We start from the raw sequence: 24,365 nt of genomic DNA on the forward strand, positions 1-24,365 counted from the left end.
CTGTCACCGATCTCCTGCGACATAACAAGTTTAAAGACAATTAATGACGCACCGTGCCCGGCTTATACCCATACCTGGCCAGCACCTATTGGCGGAAATTCTAAGTGTGTCGAGATTGCCGGTAATGTGCACGCCACGAACAAAAAATTCTGGGTTTTCAAGGGTATCGAATAAATGTATCCCGACCCGAGCCATACGGATCATATGGAGCACGACAGTGCGGTCGTCAGTCAGCTGCACCCCAGCAGCAAACGGTGCCAGCGGCGTTCCTGGCACCGCCATAAGATAAGGGACTACGTAAAGCGTCTTGTGTGTCGCTGCATTGTTCATTCGCGCTTTGAGCGTAGCAACGACTTCATCTGCTGGATACCAGTTGTTGTACACGCCACGATCAGCTTCGCGGCTGGTGGCAACAACGGTGCGTTCTTCTGATCTGGCGGTGTCTTGCCGGTGAGATCGAGCGTAGTAACACCCTTCTCCTGCCGGTAATAACTCTTCGGCGTCGAGGGCTTCTTGGATGAGGCGGGCATCATCAGTGGCAGTGATGACTTCGACCCTGGACGGGGTAGTGATGGCCACCCACTCATGAACGAACTCCCGGATTTTCGGGGAGGTGATCGTTGGCAGCTTCAGTTGTTGATCGGTGTCAGTGTTCATGGGATTGGTGCTCCTGAAATGATGTCGTGAACTGCTGTAATAGGAACCAACAAGGTTGCTGAAGGACGGAGTAGACCGTGTTTGGCAGCAAAGGCGACTGCTGCATCTAAGACGTCGCCGTGCTGGTGGACCTCGGGGGTGCCCACAAAACTGTATCCTGTGGCGGTTTCAGGATTGATAACGGATACAACGGCTTGAGAACCGTTATGGATATTTACCAAGTGCTGACTCCTGAGCTGCTCGTGATAGATCAGGGTGTGATCATCAAGTACTCGTAGGGACGGCCTCGGCGAGATATCGGCCCTGCCGTGAGGGGTGACGGTGGTGAGGAGTGGAAGGTGTGTCGATAGCATCTGCTGCATCGGTGCTGATAAATCAATGACGCCTTGGAGTTTGGCATTTAACTGGTCATAGTCAACGGTCGGGCCTTGAGTAAAGGATGGGCCCTGGGTTGGCGGGCCTGCCCTGAATGAAGCGTCAAGAAAGCGTTCTAATTTCCTGGAATCTTCTCCGCGGAGAAAAACTACGAGCAGTCGTAAAAGATTCTGCATTACTGCAGGGGGGTCTGCAGAGGTTACTAAAAGTTTCATTGCCCGTTGATGATCACCAGAGCGTACTTGTTGGAAGATACCGATCGCTTCCAGCCAGGCTCCTTCACATGCCCTGTGCATCGTTAGCCACTCCTATTCGACTTGGTGAGGGATACTGCTAGACACTATATGTTCGTGATCTCGAAGTAAAAACTTTGACAAGACGAACATTTAAGGTCATATTAGTGAAGGCGCTAAATGATGTGGTTGGATTTCAGTCCATGCGCAACATATGGGCTTCTGTGTGATTGTTTAGACGGAGCGAAAGGAGGATGCGATGCTCAAATTGAAGCGGGGGGTTGCTGCCCCGGTGCGAGAGCTCACCATTGAGGAGTCACCTGAACTGGTTCTTTTCTCCAGCGTGTCAGAAAATACTTTGCGTTTTGTGGGACGGCTTGGCCGCCCGGCCGTGCGCATACCTCTCAGGCCGCGAGTAGATGGTGGCATCCGGGTGTCTCGCAGATTTGTGTTGGTGGTGCCCACCTACGGTAGCGGGGCGCTTGCTGGTGCAGTGCCCAAACAAGTGAACGCGTTTCTTAATGATCCAGTGAACCGAGGGCACCTGTGCGGGGTCATTACTGCAGGGAATACGAACTTTGGTGAGGATTATTGTCTTGCCGGACGCATTATTTCAGCTAAGTGTCAGGTGCCGGAGTTATACCGATTCGAATTATTGGGCACCCAGCAGGATATTGAACAAGTAAATAGTGGCCTGACCCGCTTTTGGCAAAAATTGCATCAACGCCATCAAACCGCGAAAGGAATATCATATGACGACCAATATTCAACAGGCCACTGGTGAGTCCGGGATCGGCTCCAGAAAGGACTACCACGCGCTAAACGCCCAACTAAACCTGTTGGCTTTGGACGGGACTATTCAGTTTGAGAAAGATCATGAGGCTGTTAAGCGCTATGTGGCTGAACATGTTGTTCCGAAGACGCGAACGTTTCCGAGCGTGCTGGAACGCTTGGAATGGCTGGTCGATCATGACTATTATGAACCAGACTTCCTTGAGGGTTATACTGATGCGTTTCTAATAGCGCTGCATGAGCAAGCTTCTCAAGCGCGGCATGAGTTTGCAACGTTTTTGGGTGCTTTCAAGTTTTTCACCTCATATGCGCTGAAAACTTTTGATGGCACAACTTACCTGGAAGGTTTCGAAGAACGGGTCGTAGCGACAGCGCTGTTCTTGGCACAGGGTGATGAATCCCTTGCCATCCGCCTTGTCGAGGAAATGCTGACAGGTCGCTTCCAGCCGGCAACACCAACATTTCTTAACGCAGGCAAGGCCCAGCGTGGTGAATTGGTCTCATGCTTCTTGTTGCGGTTAGAAGACAATCTTGAATCTATCGGACGCAGCGTGAATTCGGCACTGCAACTGTCGAAACGTGGCGGTGGCGTGGCCTTGCTACTCACGAATCTGCGTGAGGCTGGAGCACCGATCAAAAAAACAGAACATCAAGCATCCGGGGTCGTACCCGTGATGAAAATCCTTGAAGATTCATTTTCATATGCGAATCAGTTGGGCTCGCGTCAAGGTGCCGGAGCGGTCTACTTGCACGCGCATCATCCTGACATCATGCGTTTTTTGGATACTAAGCGAGAGAAAGCCCACGAAAAGATCCGCATTAAGACCCTTTCTTTGGGCGTGGTGATTCCCGATGTCACCTTCCATCTTGCGAAAACCAACAAGGAAATGCACCTGTTCAGCCCGTATGACGTCGAACGAGAGTACGGCATACCGCTGTCTGATCTGTCAATGACACAACATTATGAGGAGATGGCCACTGGCGTCAGACAACCCACATGGCTTCAGCCACATAACGAGGAAGTGAAAAAGACTATTGCTCCACAAAACTGCTCCCCCACAGCTAGCCGATGCACCACTGCTGCCGTCAAACGCGAAAGGTTCCGATGTGGCAGCTGACGTGCTGTCGATTGACAATCTGCATGTGTCATACGGTGGGGTCAAGGCCGTCAGCGGGCTGAGTCTCCGGGTATCGGCTGGACAGATGACCTGCATTGTTGGCCCCAACGGCTCTGGCAAATCCAGCACTCTTAAAGCGGCGCTGAATTTGGTTGAGCACTCCTATGGCACCATCCGGTTTTTTGGCCAGCCCCTCAGAAAAGTCCGCAACCGCATCGGTTATGTGCCGCAGCGTTCCACAATCGACTGGGACTTCCCGATTAATGTTTTTGACACGGTTTTATTGGGTACTTACCCTAATCTGCGCATCTTTCAACGTCCTGGCTCCGAACATCGTGAGCTTGCAGCGCAGGCGCTGGCACGAGTACGCATGACCGCATTCTCTGACCGGCAAATCTCAGACCTTTCTGGTGGTCAGCAACAACGCGTTTTTATTGCCCGCGCCCTCGCTCAACAGGCCGACATCTTCCTGCTGGACGAGCCGCTGGTGGGCATTGATGCCACTAGCGAGGCCAACATCATGGGGATCCTGACCGAACTGTGCGCCAGGGGTAAAACCGTGGTGATGGTCCATCACGATCTGTCCACTATCGAACGGTATTTTGATCACATCATTATGGTCCATCATGTACTGGTCGCCCAAGGTCCCGTCCCCCAGACACTGACCGCCGACAACCTCAAACAAACTTTTGGGGCAAACTTGCTGGGTTTGCCAGAGTCCACGGAGTAGTGCATGGAATTTCTTAACGATCTCATCAACTACCCGCACCTGGCTCGCGGCGCCATCACTGCTGTGGTCATTGGCGTCACTTCTGGAGTGGTCGGTTCGCTGATCATTCTTCGCGGCCTGTCACTGATGGGTGACGCCATTTCCCACGCCGTCATGCCTGGCATTGCCGTCTCATTTCTCCTCGGAACCAATGTTCTCGTCGCAGCTCTGGTATCGGGACTGCTCGCAGCCGGCGGTATTGGTTTCATCAACAGTAATTCGCGATTAAAACGTGATACCTCTATCGGGATCGTATTCACAGCATTTCTAGCAGCAGGGGTGTTACTCTGGGCTCGCACACACTCAGCGATGACACTTGAAGCGGTGCTCTTTGGTGATGTGCTTTCAACCCGTCCGTCACAAATGTGGCAGTCCATTGTGATCGCCGTGATCATTATCGGGCTGGTAGTGCTGTTTTATAAACAATTACTCATCACCACCATGGACTCAGAAGTAGCCAAAGCCTTTGGCTTCCCCACCAAAGCTATTCAGTACTCGGTCCTAATTGGCTTGGCCGTCGTCACCGTATCGGCGGTCCAAACCGTGGGAGTCATTCTTGTGGTGGCCATGCTGATCACGCCCGCAGCGACCGCATTCTTATGGATCAAAAAATTCTCCACCATGATGTGGCTAGCCGCACTGTTGGGGATGGTCTCATCCATCGCCGGCATGTATTTCAGCTATCGCTGGCAACTGCAATCCGGCCCTGCCATTGTACTGGTGGCCTTCACCATGTTTCTTTTCACTTTCTTCTTCAGTCCGAATCAGGGCTTTTTCTGGACACAACTCCGCAAAGTCCGCGAACGTCACCATCTTAAAATCACTCAATCAACAAAAGCAGCGAAGGACTACACATTTTCATGAACAAACACTGGATCATCTCACTGACTACCGTCGGCGCTCTCATGTTGACCAGCTGCAGCTCGGGCGATGAGCAAGCCACGGATAGCACAGACACAATCCAAGCGGTATCGACATTTACTATTCTCAGCGACATCGTGGCGGAAGTTGGTGGCGACCATGTGACGGTGCACAATATTGTGCCCGTGGGCAATGACCCGCACGAATACGATTCCACCCCAGAAGACACCAAAGCGATGTCTGATGCTGACGTATTTTTCTATAATGGGCTCAACCTTGAAGGCGGCGAAAACGGCTGGGCATCACGCATGGTTGAATCCGTGGGCCTGGAGGACGATAGAGTGGTTGAAACCACCGATGGCGTTGAGCCGATGTATCTCACCGATGAGGAGTCGGAGCATTCCATCAACCCGCATGCCTTTCTAGACCCAAGGGTCGGCATGATCATGGCCGAAAATGTTGCCGACGGGCTCATTGATGTTAACCCGGATAACGCTGATGAGTACCGCCAAAACCTCGAGAGTTTCTTGGAACAGTTGACTGATATAGATCAACGGTACCAGCAGGAGATTGGTGATCTCGAAGAAGATCGTCGCGTGCTTGTAACGTCGGAGCGCGCCTACCAGTACATGGCAGATAGCTATGACCTACTTGAAGGATATATCTGGGCGGTTGACACCGATGACATCGGCACTCCCGAGCAGATGATTTCCGCAATCGATTTCGTCAACGAACACAAGCCCCCTGCACTGTTCGTGGAATCGAATGTAACCCCCGGACCGATGGAAACCGTGTCAGAAGAAACCGGCGTAGAGATTTATGCCACCATCTTCTCCGACGAGCTCGCCCCCGAAGGTGAACCCGGCGACACCTACCTTGACTTTCTAGAAGAAAACCTTAGAAACATTTCCGAAGGATTACAACAATAGATTCATCACGAAGACCCCTGAGAGAAACACGCTTCAGGACCGAGGAAAACTACCTATGAGCGTTGAATCAGAACTGTATCACGCAGGCATGCGACTTCCAGGCTCGCATGGAACAGTGCTCCGCCGAGGCATCAGCTGCTTTAAGTAGAACATCTGCCTAGTAGACAGCGTAGAGAAAATCACCGAAAAATAAGGCACTCTCTTACCTGCAGATGAGAGTCTCATGCTCGCTGCTCCTAGGGGATTTGGGATGGAAAAGAGCGACGGCCGAAGAAGAAAACGCACTCCTGAACTCTGACGAACCCACACACGTTGAGGTTGATGCGGTCACCGGCGACATCATCAGCGTCGAAAAACGCGAAGACGACGTGATTCCGGCGAATTTCGGGGGCTCAGCACACAATTAAACGCACAAATAGGGCCGTAGGACCCGCACTGAATCAGGGCTAGTTACCCTACTGCTGGAACCTATCGCCTGGTGGGCACCGAAGATCGCCCCCAAGGTGGAAGGTCGGGCCCGAGTTTTTATCTAAAGACCGCAAGGAGGTCGTCTTCATGAATACATCACCCAAGCGCATCCTGTGGTGGGGGGTTGGATTCCTCATCTTGGGTGCGATTGCTTTTTATATGTACACCAGCGTCGGGTTCCAAACTGGCTTGGCCTCCACCCAGACAAGCCAAGCTTTATGGTTCTGGCTATTTAACCCAGTATTAAACATCATTCAAAACGCGGCGTTTCCAGTAGGAGCAGCGCTGATCGGAGCGTCAGTCGTGATCCAATACCTCACGGCACCCCAATCGGCACTGAATCAACAGCAAACACAACCCGACGAACTCTCGTAAATATACGCACCATCTCAACGACCCCTACCGCTCGTGTGATAGAACCCGGCTGTACCGGATCTTCAGCAATCCTCTGACCGCTTGACTATCGCAGCAGAAAAACCACTAGCTTCTCGACAGTTCTACATCCTGTACCAGCACGTATACCTATGAAACGCAACTTCGTGTGGCAGTTTCAGCTGGCGCTCTAGTTCGTTGCTGCTTGGCATGCGCTGTGCCCGGGCAGGCTGGAACTAGAAGGTATTACGAACACAGCTGGGGTCGTGTTTAGTGACCTGGTTGCTGTTCTGCGTGTTGGAGGTATTCGGCAAAGTCCGCGTCGCTGAGGTATCCAGCAGCGTGCATTTCTTCGATGGTCATGGCATGAGCTGGGCTGAGCAATCCCAGCATTGGGCCATCCGGTCCTTGGATGGGTTCGGTGAACGTGATATCGCCGAGGATGTCATGTTCGCATCCTAAGTCCAGAGCCCGTTGAAATTGCTGGTCAAACTCCACGGCATTGATCTCTTCGATGTAGGGACACGGTTCTACTGGTGGCGCGGAAATCTCCGGCCCTGCATACAACAGGAACTCGTCACGGGGCTCTGCCTCAAGACCCTGGGGTCCGTGGGCGACAATGGGCTTCGAAAATCCCGCCCATCCACTGGGTGGTGGTACTTTTGGGATGGATTTACGCGCTGATAGGCATATTTATTTACGGCAATTTCGTGCTCACCACGCATGATGTCGGGGATGCGTGTCGTGCCGCTGGATATGTCTATGAGCCAGCATGGTATGCCGCAGCCCCATCGAGACCACTATTCCCCATCAGTTACCCCAGCCGCTCACGATGACCTCGTGCCCGGCTGGGTCAATCCGGTCTTCGCAGTCGCCGCGTTGTGCTTCCTCGCAAGCATCATGTTTTTTATCAGCGCTGGCGCACGACATTTTTACAGGAACCTGCGGGCATGATCTGTGAATCGAAGCTTTGTTTGGCGGTGTTTCACCGCTGCGTGAAAGTTGGTTTTGTGAAAAAGATCGGGATGTTTGTCGTGGGGATGTTCCTCTTAGTCGGCACGTCTTGCGCATCGCCCGACACCACGGCAGGTGAGGGTTTCAAGGGTGATGTACCAGGTTCGGCCTACTCGCGTGATGGGATGTGGGCGGCGTTTGCCGACTGGGAGGAACGCACCTTCTACATCACGACACTGGGTAGTTCTAACTGCCCACTGATTGCCCAACCCCTCACGGAGGCTGCATACCCTCAGGCCCCTATCACCGTCGCAACCCAGCGCCGCGAGGATGAAGCCGGATTTTGCACAGCTGACCTACAGTCATACACCTCTAAAATCGCAATGCCGGACCATCTGGAGTACAGCCTCGAAGTGGAAATCCGCCTCCAGGGCTTCCCCGACAGCATTACCCTGGATGGTGACGACTCAGAAACATCCACGGACCAGGCTCCTGAGTATGACTGTTAACTTCATTTGGCGGTTTCTCGCAGGTTGATGTGGCGATCTGCCCGACCGAGAAGAACAGGAGTCAATACTGGAAGTCAGGGGCTCACCGTTTCTGGTGGTGATACTCAAATGCACTGCTTCGACGGGTGAGTTCTTCGTACCGCTGAGGTCGGGTGCTACTGGGCGGCAAGGTGGTCGTTGATGCGTTCGAGATCTGGGTCGATCTCGCCGGTGAAATCATCGGGCAGCAATTGTGCGGTATGTGTGAGAGTTGGTGTATCGATTTGAAGTCTCAGCCCGTGGGCAGCGAAATCTTCTGATGGGGCACAAGAAATCCCAATGGCCCAGTCATCCGGGTGATCAGCTAACGGCGTGTTATCCAGCACCACACACCAGTTGTCATCGTCATCACGGGCTGCAAATACGTTAAAGTTCTCGGCTGCGTCAATGAGCGTGAAATTCGTTAAGCCTTGTCCCTGGTAGCCAGGATGATCAGAGTCTTGCCCAACGTTGGTGACAGTAGCAGAGAAGTCATTGATAAAGGACGCCACGTGCGTCGGGATGTCTGCCTGTGCTTGCTCTTCGTTCATGAGCGATAATTCTGGCTCTGCAGTCCCCGTACATCCGACCAATAGCAGCCCAGAAAAACCCATGAGCGACAAAAGCCGTTTTTTATTCATACCCCCTAGTCTGATCTGCACTTCCCGAGGAAACAAGACCCCATCGAAGCTTGTACCTGTTCATGGCTCGTGTTGATACCCAAATGCACCGCTTCAGGTGGCGAGCTGATGATGCTAATGAGTGTGAAACCAGGTATACCCTTTTACGCCCTTATCTATTCGTCGTGGCCAGCCTTGGCTTCTAAGTGGTGTATTTAGGTAGCAACAAGTTCAGTGACGGCAGGCCGCCACATGAAGCTGCGAAAAGCCGTCAAACAAAGTTGAGAGTCACACTATGTGTCACATCCACCCCTGCGCGACGAGTATTGCTACAGTAGGGCCATGCCACATGCTTTGGGCTACGCCCGAGTCTCCACCGGGGATCAAGATGCTCGATTACAACACGACGCGTTAACCGCTGCCGGGTGTTATCGGATTTTTACCGACACTGCCTCCGGCGCATTACAGTCCCGACCCGAACTCGACAAACTGATGGACCAATTGCGCCCCGGCGACACCCTGGTGGTGTGGCGATTGGATCGGTTGGGTCGTTCGATTCGACATCTCATTGATCAGCTGGCCGAGCTCCAAGCACAGGGGATCGAGTTTCGATCCTTACAGGAAAACATTGACACCTCCTCGCCCGGGGGTCGGCTTATCTTTCACATCTTCGCGTCGCTGGCGGAATTTGAACGTGATCTCATCCGAGAGCGCACCAACGCCGGACTAGCTGCGGCTCGTGCCCGTGGCCGCACCGGAGGCCGCCCATCCCGGCTTACGAAGGATCAATTGACCACCGCCCGAAAACTCTACGACCAACAAGAGATGACCGTCGCTCAAATCGGCGAAGTCTTAGGCGTGAGCAGATCCACCATTTACCGGGCGCTTCGTCGTGATCCGGAATTCACGCCCTCACAACATCGCCGATCAACATGACCACGCCCTGAAGCTGCTAATTCCCGGACTCAAGACTGAGCATCAAATCGTTCAACCACCAGATTGTTTTGAAGGGCAACATCATGACGGATAAACCAGATTACTTGGACACTCGGCGTGAGGAGTTGCTCGAACAGTACGAGCAAACCTATATGCCCAAGGTTCTTGCCGCACAACGACGGCTCCGAGCCATGGGCAGAATCACGAGAGAAGTAGCCGTGCAAGCGCTTGCGACCATCATCGGTGGGGCAGTTTTAGCTGGCGCTGCCGTCGCAATTGGTTGGCTTGGGTCCGACCCAACGTTGAGGGCATACGGCGGCAGTGGAGCTATCGCGCTCGTTCTGCTCTTAATCATGTCTATTTGGACTGCTGCAAGACCGTTAGACACCAGTACTGATGCAACTCTTGCAAGGCAACTACGAGAATTGGATGCGTTAATTGCTGAAAGGGATAAACGACGGGCCGAGGAAGCAGAATGAAGCCCCGCTGATCGAGGCGCTGCAATGATTATAAGTCGCGGCGGGGCCATTGCATTAGGGGACAAAAAATTCTGCTGGACTGCTCATTGGCAGAAGATTTCTGCAAATGACAGCAGCGCAACCAATGGGTAGCTCGATGGATACCGACTCGCAGACGACGAAAACGATGCATCAGAAGCCGTAACGAACAAGTCCGCCAATTGAATCTGTGAAAACCGCTAAACGATGGTGAAAGTCACAGACGTGTGTCCACGCCTTCATGCACGGCAATGTGAAAGGTGCCGTTTTGCGAGCCTCTTGTATTACTTGCTTGGTACGGTAGTGTGTTATTTAGATGATACAAATGGTGAGAGGTGAAGGCATGTTGTGGCTTCTGCTGTTGATTCTTGGCCCCTTGATTTTCGGACTACTTGTTGCCTTTACATGGTGGTTGTTGCGTCGCAGGGCTGGGTTGCTTGGTCGCAAACATCGAGCCATTGCCCTGATAGTTGGCCTATTTTTGTTCCTGGGGATCACGGCGGAACGGTTGATTCGCGAACCTTGGTTATTGCCGTTTGATCTCTATTGGACGGACCTAGACTTGTTTTTGGGTATTCAGTTCGTGACGCCATTGCTGCTGGGGATTATTGGCTTAGCTGTTCTGGTTATTCCGTTGCGTTCACGTTCTGGCGGTGGTGTTGCTTCATTAGCCCCACGAACACCCGCAAGCTTTAGCCGTCGCTCATGGATGGTGGTGCCGGTAATGGTGCTGGCAGTCGTCCTCGTGCTGACGATCATTACGGGGATGGCTTCAGAACCGGATCCTTCAACGGGGCGATACACCATGTATTTCGTCGATGTCGGCGCAGAGTATGGCATGGGGACAAGCATTTATGGGTGGTTCCACTCTGTTCCAAGCCTGATCCTGCTCGCGATGTTGGCCGCAGGCACTGTTTTGAACCTATCGCTGATTGCTCGGCCTGGTTTTGGGGCGGATTACGATGAGGACTTTCGAATCAGGACCATACGTACAAGTAATGTCTTAGCGGTTACAACGGGTGCATTATTTGTGCATCTCGGGGCGATTCTCGACTCAATTGCGCGGACGGCTTCGATCCAAATGCAATTCTCCGTTGGAGGGGAAGCCATCAGCTCTTGGACTTCCTTTGCAGCCCTTGGCCCGGCACTCCAAATCAGTGCCGGTATCGCCGTTGGGGTAGGCGTTGCTTATTGGCTCTCGATTGCCTTATCTGCGGTGCCGGTTCGTCAACTGACTCGAAGCAGAATCTTAGTATCATGATTACTCTGTCGGGATCTACTCCACCCGCGGATCAGATCCGCGATCAGATCCGCGGTTTGATAGTTTCCGGGCGGATCGCTGCCAACGATCGATTACCATCAGTTCGTCAGCTTGCCAAAGACCTCAACGTTGCTCCTGGCACTGTCGCCAAAGCATATAAAGCCCTGGAATCTGAAGGATTTCTGATTGCTCGCACCGGTGGAGGTACCCGTGTCAGTCCACACGCAACCACCACGCCAAGACCTGTCTTAGATGCAGCACGTCACCTGGCCGGCATTGCTACGGATTCTGGCACGAGTCTCGACGAGACCATCCGTATAGTTCGTGCGATTTGGCCAGAACGACAGACTATAGAGCGAGAGGCTGGACGAGAAGTAACGCAGTAGCACCAGTAATATTTCACAGACACGATCAAGATGGCACAGTTCTTATACTCAAACTTATCCTCAACAAGAGAGGGCTGAAATACCATGCGCAAAACCAAAGGAACCCAGGTCGCTTTGCTTATATGCGTTGTTGCACTATTCGCGGGATGCACATCCAGTGATAATGCTGAGAAGGGAGTGTCAGCACTCGGCAGCGACGCTTCAGCACATCAGATTCCAGAAGCCGTAGAAGCACAGGATTACCTAGCCGCAGATTCAGCACGATATCTCGGCGATTATGGCGATAAATCTTACTATGTAGCACGAGGCGCAGATAATCCTAAGAATGAAGTATGCTTGGTCGAATTTGAGCCTGACAGCGAAGAAGTCGCCAGTGGTTGCTCTGATCCTACGCCTGGTTGGGCGGACCTGATTGTAATCCTCAAGAGGGGTGAATCGCCCTCAGGGATCGCATTAGTGCGCGATAATCCTTCGGAGACAGATCTTGAAGAAGCAGGATGGTCGAAGATTGCCGACAACCTCTGGCACAAGCAAGAATAATCTTCCGCCGACCCTGATGTGAGGACCACCGACTAGCGGCTTGTGTACCGCGATTTTCGTTTAGGTCGAGAATGAATAATTGAAGCCGCCAGGACACCTATTTTGGATGAATATCGACGAAAGTATTATTAATGGTTACCAACAAAGCCATGATCCGTCTCCCGTTAAACGGGATAACCCGTCACTGACTAAGTATAATACCGCCGTCGCTTCCGGGGAATATCAACAAGATCGTCAATACATTGCGTTAGTCGATGTCAACGCGATGTACGTGTCCTGCGAACGAGTCTTTGACCCCAGCTTGCACAACCGACCAGCCGTGGTGCTGTCGAATAACGATGGGTGTGTCGTAGCCAGGTCTGCCGAAGCCAAAGCCCTTGGCATCCCGATGGGGTATCCCTGGTTCAAACTCGAAGCCACCGCCAAGCAACACAATTTAGTTGCAAAATCAAGCAATTACGAGTTATATGGCGATTTAAGTTCGCGCGTCATGGGCATCTTGGCCAGGTTTTCCGCGTGGATCGAAGTGTATTCCATTGACGAAGCGTTTTTAGGTTTACGCGGTACCTTAGACGAGCTGCACGCCGTGGGCCAGCAGATCAAAGCCGAAGTCTTGAAGCTGACCGGCCTGCCGGTCTGTGTCGGGATCGCCAAAACCAAAACTTTGGCCAAAATTTCGAATGAGGCCGCCAAGAAGGTCAATGAGCTTGGGGGAGTGTGCGTCTGGGATCGGGTCCCTGAGTCCACCCGCGACCATGTGCTGCGCCGTTTACCTGTGATTGAGGTTTGGGGGATTGGTCCCCGCGTGACCAGGCGCCTCAACGCGATGGGTATCTTTACGGTGGCCGACTTTCGGGACACTGACCCGGTGCTGATCCGTGAGAAGTTTTCGATTGTGCAGATGCGGACCCTGTTGGAGCTGCGCGGGACACCGTGTATCCCGTTGGAAGAAGCACGCGAGATTAAAGACCAGCTGATCTACTCGCGGAGTTTTGCCGAGCGGGTCACGACCCGCGAGGACATGGAGCAAGTGCTCAGCATTTATGCGCAAATGGCTTCCACCCGCCTGCATCGCCACGACCGGGAGGCCAAGGTGCTCACCGCCTGGGCCATGACGAGTTACTTCAACGAGGACCAATCCCATCACCCCGCAGTCACCGTCGCTCTGCCGGGCTATAGTGCCGATCCAGTGGTGCTGACAAAAGCAGCTAAAAGCCTGCTCTCCAAGATCCGGCCCGGCACACGCTACGCCCTGATATCGACGCGTCCACTACGGCGCGGGCGTTGATCTACCTGTTCATTGGTGCGCAGGTCAGTTCATACGTCACCGATGGTTGGCAGTCCCTGCCGGAGAACATCGAAACCGCCGTAGCCGCCGTGCTGCGGAATCTTGCTCCGCCGTGTAAGCCTCGACCTGCAGTTTCCTTTTCACAGTGATTGTTCCTATCCATAAGGACGATTGATGGCTCTTCCGTATTCAGAGTGCGTAAGTGGGTGTTTTCTCGGCGTGGTGAGGTCGGGGTGTAGGTGAGCCTTGGGTGGAAAATGGAGCTGTTACCTCTACCGTTTTCACACCCAAGGCTCACTATGAAATCTACCTGTTCTTCCTGCCCTGTGGCAGATGTTATTTGCCGGACCGTTGAGCTGGGGCTCACTATCGAGGGCGCGTTCATCGGCGAGGGCGACATCACTGTCATCAGGGCGCGGCCAATCGAGGTCCTACCGTTCTGTCCCGCGTGCGAGGCCGAAGGTGTGTTGCGCGATCACGTCACCCGGGAGTTGACTGATCTGCCCGTTGCTGGTCACCCCTGCCGGTTACACGTGCGTCTGCCCCGCTATCGGTGCGTGGGAGAGCAGTGCCCGCAAGTGATCTTCCAACACCGGCTGGAATGCGCAGAGCCCGGTGCGAAGCCCACCAACCGGTGCACCAGGTGGATCCTGCAAAAACTCAGCGCCTCGAAGATGAGCGTCAAGGCCGTCGCTGACGAGCTCGGCTTGGGGTGGGACCTGGTCAACCGCCTCGCCCTGAGGCGCATTCGCTCGTTGGTGTATGACGATCCCAGACACCTGGAAGGAGTGAAAATCCTGGGGGTGGACGAGCACTGCTGGTCCCACGTGCGCGGGAGGGGCAAGGAGACGTACGCGACCATCCTGGTCGACCTCACCCCCGTCATCGAGGGCACTGGGCCCTCGCGGTTGTTGGACGTACGTCCTGGCCGCTCGAAGAAGGTGCTGGCTACATGGTTGAAGGAACGCACTCCTGCGTTCCGCGACGGCATCAAGGTTGTCACCATGGATGGGTTCGCCGGCTACCACTCCGCCACCGTTGCTGAGCTGCCAGAAGCGATTCCGGTGATGGACCCCTTCCACGTGGTGCAACTGGCTGGGGAGAAACTGACCTTGTGCCGGCAACGGCTGCAACAGGCCACCACCGGTCACCGGGGCAGGAAGGACGATCCGCTATACAAGGTAAGGAAGACACTGCTCACCCGCCGCGGGTTGCTCACCGAGCGGCAGCACCTGAAGGTGGCGAACCTGTGGGCTCACCACGATGATCATGTGGGACTGCAGGTGACGTACTTGGTGTATCAGGACATCATCGACGCCTACGCCCACCCGAAACGATCGGTCGGTAAGAAGTTGATGCGCAAGGTGATGGACACCATCCGCAAAGGACTGCCCGCCGGGCTGGAGGAACTCGCCCAACTCGGGCGCACCCTGTGGCGCAAACGCAAACAGGTGCTGGCGTTCTTCGACCACGGCGGCGCTTCCAACGGCCCCGTCGAAGCCGTCAACGGCAGGTTGGAACACCTACGCGGCATCGCCCTAGGATTCCGAAACTTCGACCACTACGTCCTACGCTGCCTCATCCACTCCGGCCAACTCACTGAACGAATCAACGCACTCTAAAAACGGAAGAGCCCGATTGATGGCGACCTTCTGATCCTGAATTACAGGATTATCTCAACCGTATAAACGAAAGACGGAGTGCAGGATGAACAGTTCATAACAAATCATCAGATGATTGTCTCGTCTGCAACTAACGGCCGAGGCTCGGGCCTCTGTGTGGGTCGGGCTGATGCGTGGGTGAGCGGTAAGGCCATTCCTGCCGTAACCATTCGGCGCGCTCGTGGGCGAGCTGAGCCGATGGAAGTATGCGCCGCAGGATCGCACTACGGATTACTTCGATGACCTCTTGTTTGAAGTGCCGGGTTCGGCCGATGATTTGAACCGTGCACTGCGTCGTGGGCTCATAGACGATGAGCTGTACGACGAGGTCGCGGATCGCCTCGAAGCGTTACAAGCGCGTTCATCTCCGGGTCAGTGAGAGTGTCAGGCATCACCTGCATGACATTTCCTTTCCAGCGCGACCCGATGCTGTCAACTGGGGAGACGCTCCCTAAGCTGCGCGAGGGTCTCATCATTGCCTAGATCCAGTTCATCGAATATTGGGTAGACCGTCTCCCCGTCAACGACGAGCACGGATTGTGAAGCGTTCACCAGTTCGTATATGCCGTCAGTGCTTGTTTGAGAGAGAAAGAGGATCAGGGAGTCTGCGCCGACCTCAGCTAAGGGAAGGTCGTAATCTCCGTCTGCGGCAGGCTGCTCTACGGTGACGTTCGAGCCTGCGGGTAAGTTGCCGCTGAGCGTCTCAACTACGGTGAGCTGAGAGCGCACCTTTCCAGAGGCTGTATCGGATTGCTCGACGGTGGCCTGTACGACGAGATCGGCTTTCTCTGCGAGTGCTTCAACGTCTTGGTATTGATTCTCGTGCGTCGGTGGGGGCTGGTGCGTGTTTTCGGTTTCGGGTTCGGCAACGTAGAGAAACTGCTGAGGGTTGATGAAGAGCACGAGCGCAGCTGCGCAAGCGAGCACGGCCAGGGTAGCCGTTGCAGCGGCCGCGAGGCGGTTTCGGCGCGGCTCTGCTGCGGTGTTCTCAATGTCACCGGGCAACTCCTGGCCGGTGATCTGAGCGAAATCAGATCGTGCGCGGTTGGAGAGGATTGCGTTACGGTTTGCACTGAAGGGGCGTGCTTTACGGAGCCGTCGTTCGAGGTCATCCATCACGCATCCTTCCCTTCGGTTGCTCCTTGCAGAACCGGGTCTCTTAAGATGGAACGCAGGCGCTCCTTTGCTCGGAATAAGCGAACCCGCACCGCTGCGGGGTTGCACCCAAGAATCTGAGCCGCTTCGGAGCGGGTGAGATCCTCCCAGTAGGTCATCATGAGTATCTCGCGGTCTGCCTCTGAGAGCGAGAGCATGGCTTTGCGGACGAGCATGGCGTCTTCGATTGAATCATCAGGCATGGCAGTCTCCATGTTCTCTCGTTGCAGGAACGACAGAACGTCGACGGTACGTTGTGCGTGGCGGTACTGGTTTGCGACGAGATTGCGGAGCGTCTGGTAGACCCACGGCAGCTTCAACGAGCCACCCTCAAGGTGGTGTTCCCACGTGATGCGGAATACTTCGCTGGTTATGTCTTCGGCGAGGGCGAAATCGCCGAGTCGTTGGTGTGCGATCGTCAGGATCAGAGGGTGGTGATCCGCGTAGAAGCGCTGGAAGCTCTCGAGTGCCATGCATGGTTCTTTTCTATATCGGGCCAGCGCCGAGTATGAGAAGACCAATCACGGTTTAATTTTTCATACTCGGCGCTGGCGCTCACTTCATGGGCTCATCCGTTGATGTAGAAGTACTCCTCGAATGGACGCTCAGGAACCGTGCTTCCTGGATCTTCTGAGTATCCGCCGGTGAGAGAGACTTCAGTGTTGATCGGGATTCGTGTTCCATCTGGGAGAATTACCTCTTCATCGTCGAGCGAGAGAGTGGTTCCTTCGGGGAACACAATGCCGACACGTCCTCCGTTCGCATCTTCGCCATACAGGTACTGGTCACTGGATTCTCCAATCAACCGGCCCTCGAAAGCAGCCTCGGCCGAGCCTTGATCCTCTACCGGCGTATAGGTCAGAAGGTTCACCTGGCTCCTCTCGGTGGGGGCCACTGTCGACGTATGCGGCGAGGGGGACTCACCGGTTGCGCACCCGCCCAGCACGAGCATCCCCACGATACTGGCGAGGGCCATGAGACGTTTCAACTCTGAGGTGGATGACACGATCTTACCTTAGCTCGTCTTCAGGGTCAGGCCGAACTTCGACAGGGCAGAGTTGATCTTCGTGTAGGTCGAGTAGCCGCCCGACTTGCCGAAGTGGATCCCCCGTGCAGAGTTGCCGGAGTACCAGGGGCCGCCGCTGTCACCGCCATTGGTGAACTTGCCGTTGGTCTGCACCATCTGCTTCACATGCTTTCCATCCTTGTTGATGAAGGCGTGGTTGGCCCTCCTGATGGTGGTGCACGAGCTGCTGCTGCGGGTCTTGCCGTAGTTGCAGACGGAGGAACCATTCGCGCCAGTGTCGCGGCTAGTAATCGAGCGGGTAACCCCGGACGACGTAATGCGGATCTGGTTGCGGATCGAATCAGAGGTAGAGTGCCACTGGATATCGCCCGAGGCTCCGATGTGCTGAGCCTTGAATGCGAGGGAGGCGCTGCTGCCGGTCGGCTTACCGGCGCTGTTGGGGCAGTGGCCTGCCGTCAGCGCACCACGGGTGCTGCTCTTGGTGACGGTGAAGCCGAGCGTGCAGCTCTTGATGCTGGTGCCGCCACGGACGACCTCTTCGACTGGCTCGATGTCTTCGACTTCTTCGGCCTCGACCGCGACGGGGGTTTCATCCATGAACGTCTCAAGCAGCGCCTCGAACTCGGCGGGGTCGCTTTCGGTATCTGCCAGGGTGTATTCGATCTCGATACCACCTTCGTCAGTGAAGTCTCCGGTCAGGCCGTCAAGCTCGGCCGCCGCGTACAGCTCGGTCATCAGCTCTTCGCGGATGTCTTCCAACTCGGCTTCGGTGTGCTCGGCGTCGAGACGCACGTCAACGGAGAAGGTAAGGGCCGCAAAACGATCGGTGACGTCTGCGGGCACCCCACCCTTGAATGACACCCACGCCTTGTGACCGGTGGTGGCCTCGTTCTCAGGCGTCCATGCTGACGAGAAGTACTGATCGCCAACGGCTGCGAGTGCGTAGTCGAGAGCGGCGAGGAACTCGTCTTCGCCTTCGAACCACTGGTCGGCTACGTCCTCGGTCACGCCAAGGTCTTCAGCGAGCAGAGCCGCGTCGAAAGCTTCCGCTTCCTGAATGGTCTGCTCGATGACAGCAGCCTCGTCGTTCTCCTCCGCGAAAGCGGGCTGCACGCCGAGGGCCCCCAGCGTCAGCGCTGAAGTGAGAATGAGGGATGGAACGATGCGACGTTTCATAGCTTGATCCTTATCGATTCAGACGCACAGAGTGCGTCGGTAGCGTGAACCCGGATGGGGCTTCACACCTCCTATATGTCTGAGCGGCAGAGAACGTTACATCGCCCTTGGAAGTAAGGGTTTTTACAGTCCAAGACTCGGGCCGCGCGATGGGCCTGGCTGGTGCTGGGTTGGTGAGCGATAGGGGTCTTGCTTGCGGAGTCGTTCGGCGCGTTCGCGTGCGAGCTGCTTTTCGCGTGCCGCGTGCTCAGCTGCGGCTGGTGCTTCGCCTGCACCCGCTCGGCCGCCTGGTCGGTGGGAAGCTGGCGCAGCTCGACGGCTTCGGCGCGCAAGTCGGTAGCTCGACCCCGCCACCGTTCCGTGTTCTGCGCGGCACGGCGCTCCCCGCTCTCGGCCGTGAGGAACTGCGCAGCGGGATCGTTGCGAAACACTCGGCGGGCAAGGCCTTGCGCTTCGAGCGGGTGTCGTTTGTGAGCGGTGTTCAGCTCGATCTTCGCAACGGTAGAGGCTTTGCTCGCGTCGCGCACCTGGGGGTCTTGGCCGGCGCGCTGCTGGCTGACGCGCTCGGCCCAGCTCTCGACCTCGCCAGCACCCCATGGGGCGCTGCCCCAGCGTTGCGTGGCGCGGTCGCGTGCCTGTTCCCACTTGCTTGTGGCGGTTTGGGTGTCGCGCTCGGCCCGCCGGCGACTGAATCGGCCGGCGCTGCGCGCTTCCTGTTGCGCCTGCGTCGCGCGCTCGCGCAGCGCTGCGATCTCGGCCCCGTCGGTCTGAGCTTCGGCGCGAAGCGGGGCGATCACTTGGGCGTGTAGCTGTTGTGCGGTGGCCTGCGTCGTTTCCACTGCTTGTTCGAGCTGGTGTAGCTCGGCGGCATGCTGCTCGCGCAGCCGGGCGAACTGGGAGGCGGCATCGTCCCAGACGGCTGTCTGCCGGTCGGCTTTCGCCGCGTCGTGGATAAGCTGGTCGACTTCGGCGGCTACGGTCGCCGCGTTGCCGGCGATGATGCCGTGCATGTCGCGTTCGACCTGTTTTCGGGCTTCGTCGAGGCCGCGGTCTGCGCTATCGCGTGCGAATGCGTCGATGAACTGTTCGCGGGCATCTTGCTCGTCGACGGCAACGACGTGCAGCACGTTCGCGGTGCGGCCGCGGGTCATGCCGACATAGGCACCGGCAGCGTCCATCTCGTCGGAGAGCACCGTGTGCGCAGTGTCGACGGTCATGCCTTGCGCGCCGTGCCCAGTGACGGCGTAGCCGAGGTACCCCAAACACACTCACCTGTGATCGCGCGCGTCTGCGCGGTTCCAGTCTACAGGTAGCGTCGAACGGATGGCCTGGGCCCCGATGATGCCAGCGCCGCACGGCTTCGTGGCCGTGCGGCCAACGGCTGACCGAATCTTGGCGGGGGTGCGGTGGAAGCCGCGTATCGCGGTGTGAAGCCGCTGTGAAATACCGTGACTACGCAGAGCGGGGCGTTCTTCTCTCATGCTGGTCGCGTAAGGCTCAGCTTGATGGGGTGCGGGGTGTCGTGGGGTCTGGTCTCTGCTTTCGGTGGCGTCGGTGTCTGCGGTGGAGGCCGTTTGCTATCGCGACGGCGGCGACGACGATTCCAGCCCCCGTGAGTTGGAGGACTGTGGGGTACTCGGCGAGGGTCACAGCGGCGAGGCCGAGCGCGAGCACCGGTTGGATCAGCAGGAGTGTTGCGGTGGTGGTGGGGGCGAGGCGGATGCTGCCGTGGTGGATCAGCAGCCAGGCGATGACCTGCCCGAGGAGGGCGAGGGCGACCAGCAGCCCCCAGGATGCGGCGCTGATGCCGGTCAGGTGCAGCCCGCCGGAGAACGGGGCGATGAGTGTCGTGGTCACCGCGGCAGAAGTGGTCGCCCAGGCCAGCGGCTGGATCAGGCGGCCCGGTTCCCGCCGGGTGGATCGGCGGGTGAGGAACAGGTAGATTCCGTACCCGACTCCGGCAAGCAGGCCCAGCAGCGTTCCTGTGACGGCATTTCCGCCCAGTGCGGCGGTGTCCCACAGGCCGCCGACGAGACTGACCCCCAGCAGCATCAGCGGCAGAGCCACGAGGAACCGCGTGGTGATCTGTTCTCGGTCGACGACCAGCGCCAGCAGCGGGAGCACGACCACCTGGACATTGATCAGGACGGTACTGATCCCGGCACCGACCTGATAGATCGCGGCGGTCCAGGCGGCGTAGTCGACCCCGAGCGCGATCCCAGCCGCGACCGCCCACCCGATGCCCTGCCACGACAGACCGCCACACCGGTGACGTTCGGCACGCGCTAAAGGAACGAGCACGAGCACGGCGATCGCGCAGCGCAGCATGGCGGTCGTCGCGGCGTCCACCCCGGCGAGCTTGACCAGGATCGCCGAGACCGACAGGCACAGCGCTCCGGCGAGCACGCCCGCCGACCCGATCGCAGAGATTCGGCTTCCAGTCTGGTGGATGTTGGTCACACCTCGACGTTATGCACCGCACACTGATAAGCACTACTTCTGATATCTACACGATAGTGGTAAGCATGACGTATGGGTGTGGAATGGAGCCGAATGCGGGTGCTGGATGCGGTCGCGCGGGCCGGATCGGTGACTCGGGCAGCCGCGCTGCTGCACATGACTGGCCCGGCCGTGTCGCAGCAGCTGCGGCGGATCGAGGCCGAAGCAGGCGTCCGCGTGGTCATCCCCGACGGGCGCGGGGTGCGCTTGACGAGCGAGGGACGCGTGCTGGCCGACTACGCCGCTCAGGTTGCCGAGCTCATGGCGCAGGCGGAGAAGGATCTGCACCACGGCGACGAGCTGGTCGGTCGCATCTGCATCGGTGCTCTCGCCTCGATCATCCGCACCACTCTCACCGCACGCTTCCCCGCGTTCCAGCGCCGCCACCCGCGCGTGGAGCTGCGCATCGAGGACGGCGAAACGACCGGGCACCTGGACCGCCTCATCGATGGCCGCCTCGACCTGGTGTTCGCCGAATCCTGGAGCCCATCACCGCTCCGGCTGCCCTTCGGCGTCGCCTCCCACCTGGTGGCCAGCGAACCCGTGTGGATCGCGCTGCCCGGGAACCACCCGCTGCGGGAGAAGGCAGCGCTCGACCTCACGGACCTGGCCGATGAGGCCTGGGCCACCTGCGCTCGCGACTCCGACGGGCACCTGGCACTCACCCAGCTGGCACGCACGATCGGGATCGAACTCGATATCCGGCACTACGTCGCCGATCACTCCACCCAGCTCACACTCGTGGACGCGGGCCTTGCCATCGCCTGTGTGCCCGCCTCCGCACGACAACCCGACAATGCCGGGATCGCCTACCGCCGACTGAACACCGAAATGCACCGCGACATCCTGCTCCTGACCAGCGATAAGACCCCACCACGCCCCGTTGACGCCCTCGTCGCGCACCTCACGGCCACGTCGCACAAGTAAGCTGAAGCCGCAGAAACAAGCCGATCAAGACGCAGCTATTTTTGCGACGGCACAGCGTGCTGGCTTCGGACTAGCTCTGCGCGCTCGATGGTTTATTCGCTGTCGCGTCTTGGCCAGTTTGTCCGGGGCATCGCGGTAGGAGTTCCGAAGCTCTGTTGGAGTTCTCCGATGCCCTCGAAGCGAATGGTGAAGGCTTCGCCCGGGTTGAGCCATTCATCGCGGTCGAGGCCGCAGCAGCCGGGGATGGTGCCCATGCCGATGATGGTTCCGGCTGGCAGGGAGCGTCGCCGTAGCACATGGGCAAGCAGTTCTTCGGGATGGTGGGTGTAGTCGCTGGTCGATCCTCGCCAGGCAGGGCGAGTGTCGAACTCGACCTGAACGTCGATCGCCAGCGGGTTGCTCACTTCGTCCGGAGTGACAAGGTACGGACCGATGCCGTTGCCGGTGTCGAAGTCCTTGCTGCTGGCTGGCCCGGTGAAGAGCATTTCGCCCAGTTGCACGTCACGTGCGCTGGCATCGTTGTAGATGAGGTAGCCGGCGGGCTGGACGCGGTCAGTGTGGCGTTGCGTCTCCGGGCCGGTCACCAGCGCGAGTTCTGGTTCGATGTCGAGGTAGGCAGTGAAGTCTGGCCATGCGATCTCGTCCCCGTGGCCGCTGATGGAGTGATGGTTGCCCTTGTAGAACCTGACTGTGGTGGATCTGCTGGCAGCACGACCGAGTATCCGACCCAGGGGCCGGCCGATCAGGGTAGGGAGGCTGTGCCGCAGCAGTGTTCGGCTTGACGCTCGCAGATGGGTGGGGCTCAGCCCGCTGTCCAGTATCGCCGCGGGTTCTGGCAGCACCGGGAGCAGCCGCACGCCGGTCAGTGGAACACCGGAGACGGTCGGATCGGCAACGATAGCCGCAGCGCGCTCGAAGGTGCCGGGAAGCCCCGACAAGTAGGTCTTGATCGAGTCCAGACCTTCGGTGTCGTGCCCTCTCGTGCTGCCGAAGTGAATGATCTCCTGGTCGCGCACAGCACCGAAGAGTGGCGCGTCGATCACCTCCGCATCGTGGGGTCGGTAGGTGACGAGCTTCATCGTGCGCTCCTTCGTTTGCGTAGCGTGCGTGTGATCAGGGCTCCCGCAGTGCCGCAAGCCAGCACCCACTTCGTGCGGGTCAACAAAGTCGATGCGCGCGCCGCCTCGCGGGTTACGCGGTGTGGGTGATTCACGAATCTGGCGTGCAACGCGTTCTCGGACAGGTCACACACGGCGGAGGCGGCAGGGGCTGCTACTGCGACGATGCGCACCCATCGCGGTGTGGACGGTTCGTGACCGGCGATCCCTGCTGCCGCGAGCGCGGAGGCGTACAGGAGCGGGTGCAGGGTGTCCGGCAGCAGGTGCTTGCGGTACTGGAGGCGCTGCTCGGGGCTCCAGCCGGTCATGATGCGACAAAATTCGTCAGGGTCGCCGGTTGTCTGCACGCGCAGGACATCGCGCCCAAGTGGGCGTAGCAGCGCGGCGATGTAGGCCTGGGAGACCACGTAGGCACCAAACAGCGCGACGGCGGTTCTCACTGCTCGTGTCGGTGAACTCACGACACACACCCCTCTCTATTAGACACAGTGTCAGTAGAGGCCAGGCTACACTATTGACATGGTGTCTAATAGCCGTGGTCGAGCGGGTCACGAACGAGCCAGGCGGCGGCTCTCGACCGATCAGCGTCGGCAAGAGTTGATCGAGGTCGCAGTCGACCTGCTGGGCAGCGAGCCCCTGACGGCGTTCTCGATGGACGAGGTCGCCAAGCGATCCGGAGCGTCACGGGCACTGCTGTATCACTACTTCGCGTCGAAACGGGAGCTCATCCGAGCGGTCGTCGCGCATGAATCGGCAGCACTGCGCACCGTGCTCGAAGGCGCGGAGCTTCCAGAAGCGCTGGACGCCTATCTCGCCTATGCGGACACGCACCCTCACGGCTACCGACTCCTCCACGGCGGAACGCTGCAAGCCGACCCCGAAGTAGCGGCCACGATCGAGCAGACACGAACGCAGATCGAGCGGGCAGTCCTCACGCACTTGCGGATCGGCAAGGTTATTGAGCTGGATCGGCTGGCGGTTCGAGGCTGGACGGGCTCGGTGATTGCAATCTGCTTGGAGTGGGGCGGAAACGAGCACGTGAGTCGAGGGGCGGTTCACGCTCTTCTCATGCGAACGCTACCGATCCCGACCAGAATTGACGGAGCCCGCGGCACAAGTCGAGCCGGAGAAGAAACCGCGAAGTAGCCTCAATTGGCACAAGCAGATCCACATCAAGACAGTCGTACCTTTAGAGGCCTCCTACGGGATGCCGACTGCT

The 24,365-nt window shown here is 57.3% G+C and carries 29 protein-coding genes and 1 pseudogene; 18 read left to right on the forward strand and 12 right to left on the reverse strand.

The features are described from left to right. Window positions 1–30: 30 nt before the first annotated feature. The gene (locus A6F49_RS01075) at window positions 31–657 is read right to left on the reverse strand and encodes a phosphoenolpyruvate carboxykinase (GTP) (RefSeq protein WP_043055981.1); all 627 of its coding nucleotides are present in this window, start codon (window positions 655–657) and stop codon (window positions 31–33) included. Further along, window positions 654–1,208, reverse strand: coding sequence for a pyridoxamine 5'-phosphate oxidase family protein (locus A6F49_RS17170; RefSeq protein ID WP_161485747.1), 555 nt, complete (start codon window positions 1,206–1,208; stop codon window positions 654–656). Before A6F49_RS17170 ends, A6F49_RS01075 begins: the two co-directional genes overlap by 4 nt. A 316-nt stretch (window positions 1,209–1,524) precedes the next feature. On the opposite strand from A6F49_RS17170, the gene nrdI reads away from it, so the two are divergent. The 7 genes and pseudogenes from nrdI (at window position 1,525) to A6F49_RS01110 (ending at window position 6,577) form a co-directional block, all read left to right on the forward strand. After that, on the forward strand, window positions 1,525–2,049 hold the full coding sequence (nrdI, locus tag A6F49_RS01085) for a class Ib ribonucleoside-diphosphate reductase assembly flavoprotein NrdI (protein WP_043055982.1): 525 nt from the start codon (window positions 1,525–1,527) through the stop codon (window positions 2,047–2,049). Continuing rightward, window positions 2,018–3,046: pseudogene (locus A6F49_RS01090) on the forward strand (ribonucleotide reductase N-terminal alpha domain-containing protein); the annotation flags it as partial. The gene nrdI and the pseudogene A6F49_RS01090, both read left to right, overlap by 32 nt. Window positions 3,047–3,164: 118 nt before the next feature. Then, window positions 3,165–3,905 carry a metal ABC transporter ATP-binding protein gene (locus A6F49_RS01095; RefSeq protein ID WP_043055983.1) on the forward strand — a complete coding sequence of 247 codons (741 nt, stop codon included), beginning with the start codon at window positions 3,165–3,167 and terminating at the stop codon, window positions 3,903–3,905. A gap of 3 nt (window positions 3,906–3,908) precedes the next feature. Continuing rightward, window positions 3,909–4,808, forward strand: coding sequence for a metal ABC transporter permease (locus A6F49_RS01100; protein WP_043055984.1), 900 nt, complete (start codon window positions 3,909–3,911; stop codon window positions 4,806–4,808). After that, window positions 4,805–5,734: a metal ABC transporter solute-binding protein, Zn/Mn family gene (locus tag A6F49_RS01105; protein ID WP_043055985.1), complete on the forward strand. Its 930-nt coding sequence runs from the start codon at window positions 4,805–4,807 to the stop codon at window positions 5,732–5,734. Before A6F49_RS01100 ends, A6F49_RS01105 begins: the two co-directional genes overlap by 4 nt. Before the next feature lie 245 nt (window positions 5,735–5,979). Next, the gene (locus A6F49_RS17935; protein ID WP_161485748.1) at window positions 5,980–6,141 is read left to right on the forward strand and encodes a hypothetical protein; all 162 of its coding nucleotides are present in this window, start codon (window positions 5,980–5,982) and stop codon (window positions 6,139–6,141) included. Window positions 6,142–6,289: 148 nt separating this feature from the next. Then, on the forward strand, window positions 6,290–6,577 hold the full coding sequence (locus A6F49_RS01110) for a hypothetical protein (protein WP_043055986.1): 288 nt from the start codon (window positions 6,290–6,292) through the stop codon (window positions 6,575–6,577). Window positions 6,578–6,844: 267 nt separating this feature from the next. Here A6F49_RS01110 and A6F49_RS01115 read toward each other — a convergent pair whose 3' ends face one another. Beyond that, window positions 6,845–7,141, reverse strand: coding sequence for a hypothetical protein (locus A6F49_RS01115; RefSeq protein WP_043056748.1), 297 nt, complete (start codon window positions 7,139–7,141; stop codon window positions 6,845–6,847). Window positions 7,142–7,584: 443 nt separating this feature from the next. Here A6F49_RS01115 and A6F49_RS01120 point away from each other — a divergent pair, with 443 nt between their 5' ends. Continuing rightward, window positions 7,585–8,037 (forward strand): hypothetical protein, encoded by a 453-nt coding sequence (locus A6F49_RS01120; protein WP_150119325.1) that lies wholly within the window; start codon window positions 7,585–7,587, stop codon window positions 8,035–8,037. A 155-nt stretch (window positions 8,038–8,192) separates the two neighbouring features. Here the strand turns inward: A6F49_RS01120 and A6F49_RS01125 are convergent, their stop codons facing one another. After that, the gene (locus A6F49_RS01125) at window positions 8,193–8,696 is read right to left on the reverse strand and encodes a hypothetical protein (protein ID WP_150119326.1); all 504 of its coding nucleotides are present in this window, start codon (window positions 8,694–8,696) and stop codon (window positions 8,193–8,195) included. 321 nt (window positions 8,697–9,017) lie between these two features. Here A6F49_RS01125 and A6F49_RS01130 point away from each other — a divergent pair, with 321 nt between their 5' ends. From A6F49_RS01130 to A6F49_RS17575, 8 genes are all read left to right on the forward strand, one after another. Beyond that, window positions 9,018–9,611 (forward strand): recombinase family protein, encoded by a 594-nt coding sequence (locus A6F49_RS01130; protein WP_043055991.1) that lies wholly within the window; start codon window positions 9,018–9,020, stop codon window positions 9,609–9,611. An 83-nt stretch (window positions 9,612–9,694) separates the two neighbouring features. Then, entirely contained in the window at window positions 9,695–10,090 is a 396-nt protein-coding gene (locus A6F49_RS01135) for a hypothetical protein (protein ID WP_043055992.1), read from the forward strand. A gap of 361 nt (window positions 10,091–10,451) precedes the next feature. Continuing rightward, window positions 10,452–11,369, forward strand: coding sequence for a hypothetical protein (locus A6F49_RS01140; RefSeq protein WP_043056747.1), 918 nt, complete (start codon window positions 10,452–10,454; stop codon window positions 11,367–11,369). Continuing rightward, entirely contained in the window at window positions 11,366–11,755 is a 390-nt protein-coding gene (locus A6F49_RS01145) for a GntR family transcriptional regulator (protein WP_043055994.1), read from the forward strand. The genes A6F49_RS01140 and A6F49_RS01145 overlap by 4 nt, the downstream gene beginning before the upstream one ends. Window positions 11,756–11,839: 84 nt before the next feature. Further along, window positions 11,840–12,295 (forward strand): hypothetical protein, encoded by a 456-nt coding sequence (locus A6F49_RS01150; RefSeq protein WP_150119327.1) that lies wholly within the window; start codon window positions 11,840–11,842, stop codon window positions 12,293–12,295. Window positions 12,296–12,401: 106 nt separating this feature from the next. After that, the gene (locus tag A6F49_RS01155) at window positions 12,402–13,583 is read left to right on the forward strand and encodes a Y-family DNA polymerase (protein WP_052500019.1); all 1,182 of its coding nucleotides are present in this window, start codon (window positions 12,402–12,404) and stop codon (window positions 13,581–13,583) included. Between the two features lie 299 nt (window positions 13,584–13,882). Further along, entirely contained in the window at window positions 13,883–15,205 is a 1,323-nt protein-coding gene (locus A6F49_RS01160) for an ISL3 family transposase (protein ID WP_067605463.1), read from the forward strand. Between the two features lie 220 nt (window positions 15,206–15,425). Then, a complete protein-coding gene (locus A6F49_RS17575) occupies window positions 15,426–15,623 on the forward strand; it encodes a hypothetical protein (protein WP_043055996.1) in 198 nt (65 codons plus the stop codon). 53 nt (window positions 15,624–15,676) lie between these two features. Here A6F49_RS17575 and A6F49_RS01165 read toward each other — a convergent pair whose 3' ends face one another. The 6 genes from A6F49_RS01165 to A6F49_RS01190 form a co-directional block, all read right to left on the reverse strand. After that, window positions 15,677–16,360 (reverse strand): hypothetical protein, encoded by a 684-nt coding sequence (locus A6F49_RS01165; protein WP_043055997.1) that lies wholly within the window; start codon window positions 16,358–16,360, stop codon window positions 15,677–15,679. Further along, window positions 16,360–16,872 carry an RNA polymerase sigma factor gene (locus A6F49_RS01170; RefSeq protein ID WP_052500020.1) on the reverse strand — a complete coding sequence of 171 codons (513 nt, stop codon included), beginning with the start codon at window positions 16,870–16,872 and terminating at the stop codon, window positions 16,360–16,362. Before A6F49_RS01170 ends, A6F49_RS01165 begins: the two co-directional genes overlap by 1 nt. Before the next feature lie 95 nt (window positions 16,873–16,967). Next, window positions 16,968–17,405, reverse strand: coding sequence for a hypothetical protein (locus A6F49_RS01175; RefSeq protein ID WP_043055998.1), 438 nt, complete (start codon window positions 17,403–17,405; stop codon window positions 16,968–16,970). Between the two features lie 9 nt (window positions 17,406–17,414). Beyond that, window positions 17,415–18,602 carry a S1 family peptidase gene (locus tag A6F49_RS01180; protein ID WP_052500021.1) on the reverse strand — a complete coding sequence of 396 codons (1,188 nt, stop codon included), beginning with the start codon at window positions 18,600–18,602 and terminating at the stop codon, window positions 17,415–17,417. 71 nt (window positions 18,603–18,673) lie between these two features. Beyond that, window positions 18,674–19,819 carry a coiled-coil domain-containing protein gene (locus A6F49_RS01185; protein WP_150119328.1) on the reverse strand — a complete coding sequence of 382 codons (1,146 nt, stop codon included), beginning with the start codon at window positions 19,817–19,819 and terminating at the stop codon, window positions 18,674–18,676. A gap of 280 nt (window positions 19,820–20,099) precedes the next feature. Then, the gene (locus tag A6F49_RS01190) at window positions 20,100–21,062 is read right to left on the reverse strand and encodes a DMT family transporter (RefSeq protein ID WP_201120200.1); all 963 of its coding nucleotides are present in this window, start codon (window positions 21,060–21,062) and stop codon (window positions 20,100–20,102) included. A gap of 93 nt (window positions 21,063–21,155) precedes the next feature. On the opposite strand from A6F49_RS01190, the gene A6F49_RS01195 reads away from it, so the two are divergent. Beyond that, entirely contained in the window at window positions 21,156–22,028 is an 873-nt protein-coding gene (locus A6F49_RS01195) for a LysR family transcriptional regulator (protein WP_201120202.1), read from the forward strand. Window positions 22,029–22,120: 92 nt separating this feature from the next. Here A6F49_RS01195 and A6F49_RS01200 read toward each other — a convergent pair whose 3' ends face one another. Beyond that, window positions 22,121–23,107: a fumarylacetoacetate hydrolase family protein gene (locus A6F49_RS01200; RefSeq protein ID WP_052500022.1), complete on the reverse strand. Its 987-nt coding sequence runs from the start codon at window positions 23,105–23,107 to the stop codon at window positions 22,121–22,123. After that, window positions 23,104–23,607 carry a hypothetical protein gene (locus A6F49_RS01205; protein ID WP_150119329.1) on the reverse strand — a complete coding sequence of 168 codons (504 nt, stop codon included), beginning with the start codon at window positions 23,605–23,607 and terminating at the stop codon, window positions 23,104–23,106. Before A6F49_RS01205 ends, A6F49_RS01200 begins: the two co-directional genes overlap by 4 nt. 58 nt (window positions 23,608–23,665) lie before the next feature. Between A6F49_RS01205 and A6F49_RS01210 the strand changes: the two genes are divergently transcribed. Continuing rightward, the gene (locus A6F49_RS01210) at window positions 23,666–24,292 is read left to right on the forward strand and encodes a TetR/AcrR family transcriptional regulator (protein ID WP_052500023.1); all 627 of its coding nucleotides are present in this window, start codon (window positions 23,666–23,668) and stop codon (window positions 24,290–24,292) included. Window positions 24,293–24,365: the final 73 nt, after the last annotated feature.

The organism is Enteractinococcus helveticum, assembly GCF_001657475.1.
Taxonomy (GTDB): Bacteria; Actinomycetota; Actinomycetes; order Actinomycetales; family Micrococcaceae; genus Yaniella; species Yaniella helvetica.

Excerpts from the sequence above, each read along its gene's own strand:
- A6F49_RS01075 (WP_043055981.1), bottom strand. The coding sequence starts at position 657 with ATGAACACTGACACCGATCAACAACTGAAGCTGCCAACGATCACCTCC.
- A6F49_RS17170 (WP_161485747.1), bottom strand. The coding sequence starts at position 1,208 with ATGCAGAATCTTTTACGACTGCTCGTAGTTTTTCTCCGCGGAGAAGAT.
- nrdI (WP_043055982.1), top strand. The coding sequence starts at position 1,525 with ATGCTCAAATTGAAGCGGGGGGTTGCTGCCCCGGTGCGAGAGCTCACC.
- A6F49_RS01100 (WP_043055984.1), top strand. The coding sequence starts at position 3,909 with ATGGAATTTCTTAACGATCTCATCAACTACCCGCACCTGGCTCGCGGC.
- A6F49_RS01105 (WP_043055985.1), top strand. The coding sequence starts at position 4,805 with ATGAACAAACACTGGATCATCTCACTGACTACCGTCGGCGCTCTCATG.
- A6F49_RS01110 (WP_043055986.1), top strand. The coding sequence starts at position 6,290 with ATGAATACATCACCCAAGCGCATCCTGTGGTGGGGGGTTGGATTCCTC.
- A6F49_RS01125 (WP_150119326.1), bottom strand. The coding sequence starts at position 8,696 with ATGAATAAAAAACGGCTTTTGTCGCTCATGGGTTTTTCTGGGCTGCTA.
- A6F49_RS01130 (WP_043055991.1), top strand. The coding sequence starts at position 9,018 with ATGCCACATGCTTTGGGCTACGCCCGAGTCTCCACCGGGGATCAAGAT.
- A6F49_RS01135 (WP_043055992.1), top strand. The coding sequence starts at position 9,695 with ATGACGGATAAACCAGATTACTTGGACACTCGGCGTGAGGAGTTGCTC.
- A6F49_RS01140 (WP_043056747.1), top strand. The coding sequence starts at position 10,452 with ATGTTGTGGCTTCTGCTGTTGATTCTTGGCCCCTTGATTTTCGGACTA.
- A6F49_RS01145 (WP_043055994.1), top strand. The coding sequence starts at position 11,366 with ATGATTACTCTGTCGGGATCTACTCCACCCGCGGATCAGATCCGCGAT.
- A6F49_RS01150 (WP_150119327.1), top strand. The coding sequence starts at position 11,840 with ATGCGCAAAACCAAAGGAACCCAGGTCGCTTTGCTTATATGCGTTGTT.
- A6F49_RS01155 (WP_052500019.1), top strand. The coding sequence starts at position 12,402 with ATGAATATCGACGAAAGTATTATTAATGGTTACCAACAAAGCCATGAT.
- A6F49_RS01160 (WP_067605463.1), top strand. The coding sequence starts at position 13,883 with ATGAAATCTACCTGTTCTTCCTGCCCTGTGGCAGATGTTATTTGCCGG.
- A6F49_RS01165 (WP_043055997.1), bottom strand. The coding sequence starts at position 16,360 with ATGGATGACCTCGAACGACGGCTCCGTAAAGCACGCCCCTTCAGTGCA.
- A6F49_RS01170 (WP_052500020.1), bottom strand. The coding sequence starts at position 16,872 with ATGGCACTCGAGAGCTTCCAGCGCTTCTACGCGGATCACCACCCTCTG.
- A6F49_RS01180 (WP_052500021.1), bottom strand. The coding sequence starts at position 18,602 with ATGAAACGTCGCATCGTTCCATCCCTCATTCTCACTTCAGCGCTGACG.
- A6F49_RS01185 (WP_150119328.1), bottom strand. The coding sequence starts at position 19,819 with ATGACCGTCGACACTGCGCACACGGTGCTCTCCGACGAGATGGACGCT.
- A6F49_RS01195 (WP_201120202.1), top strand. The coding sequence starts at position 21,156 with ATGCGGGTGCTGGATGCGGTCGCGCGGGCCGGATCGGTGACTCGGGCA.
- A6F49_RS01200 (WP_052500022.1), bottom strand. The coding sequence starts at position 23,107 with ATGAAGCTCGTCACCTACCGACCCCACGATGCGGAGGTGATCGACGCG.
- A6F49_RS01210 (WP_052500023.1), top strand. The coding sequence starts at position 23,666 with ATGGTGTCTAATAGCCGTGGTCGAGCGGGTCACGAACGAGCCAGGCGG.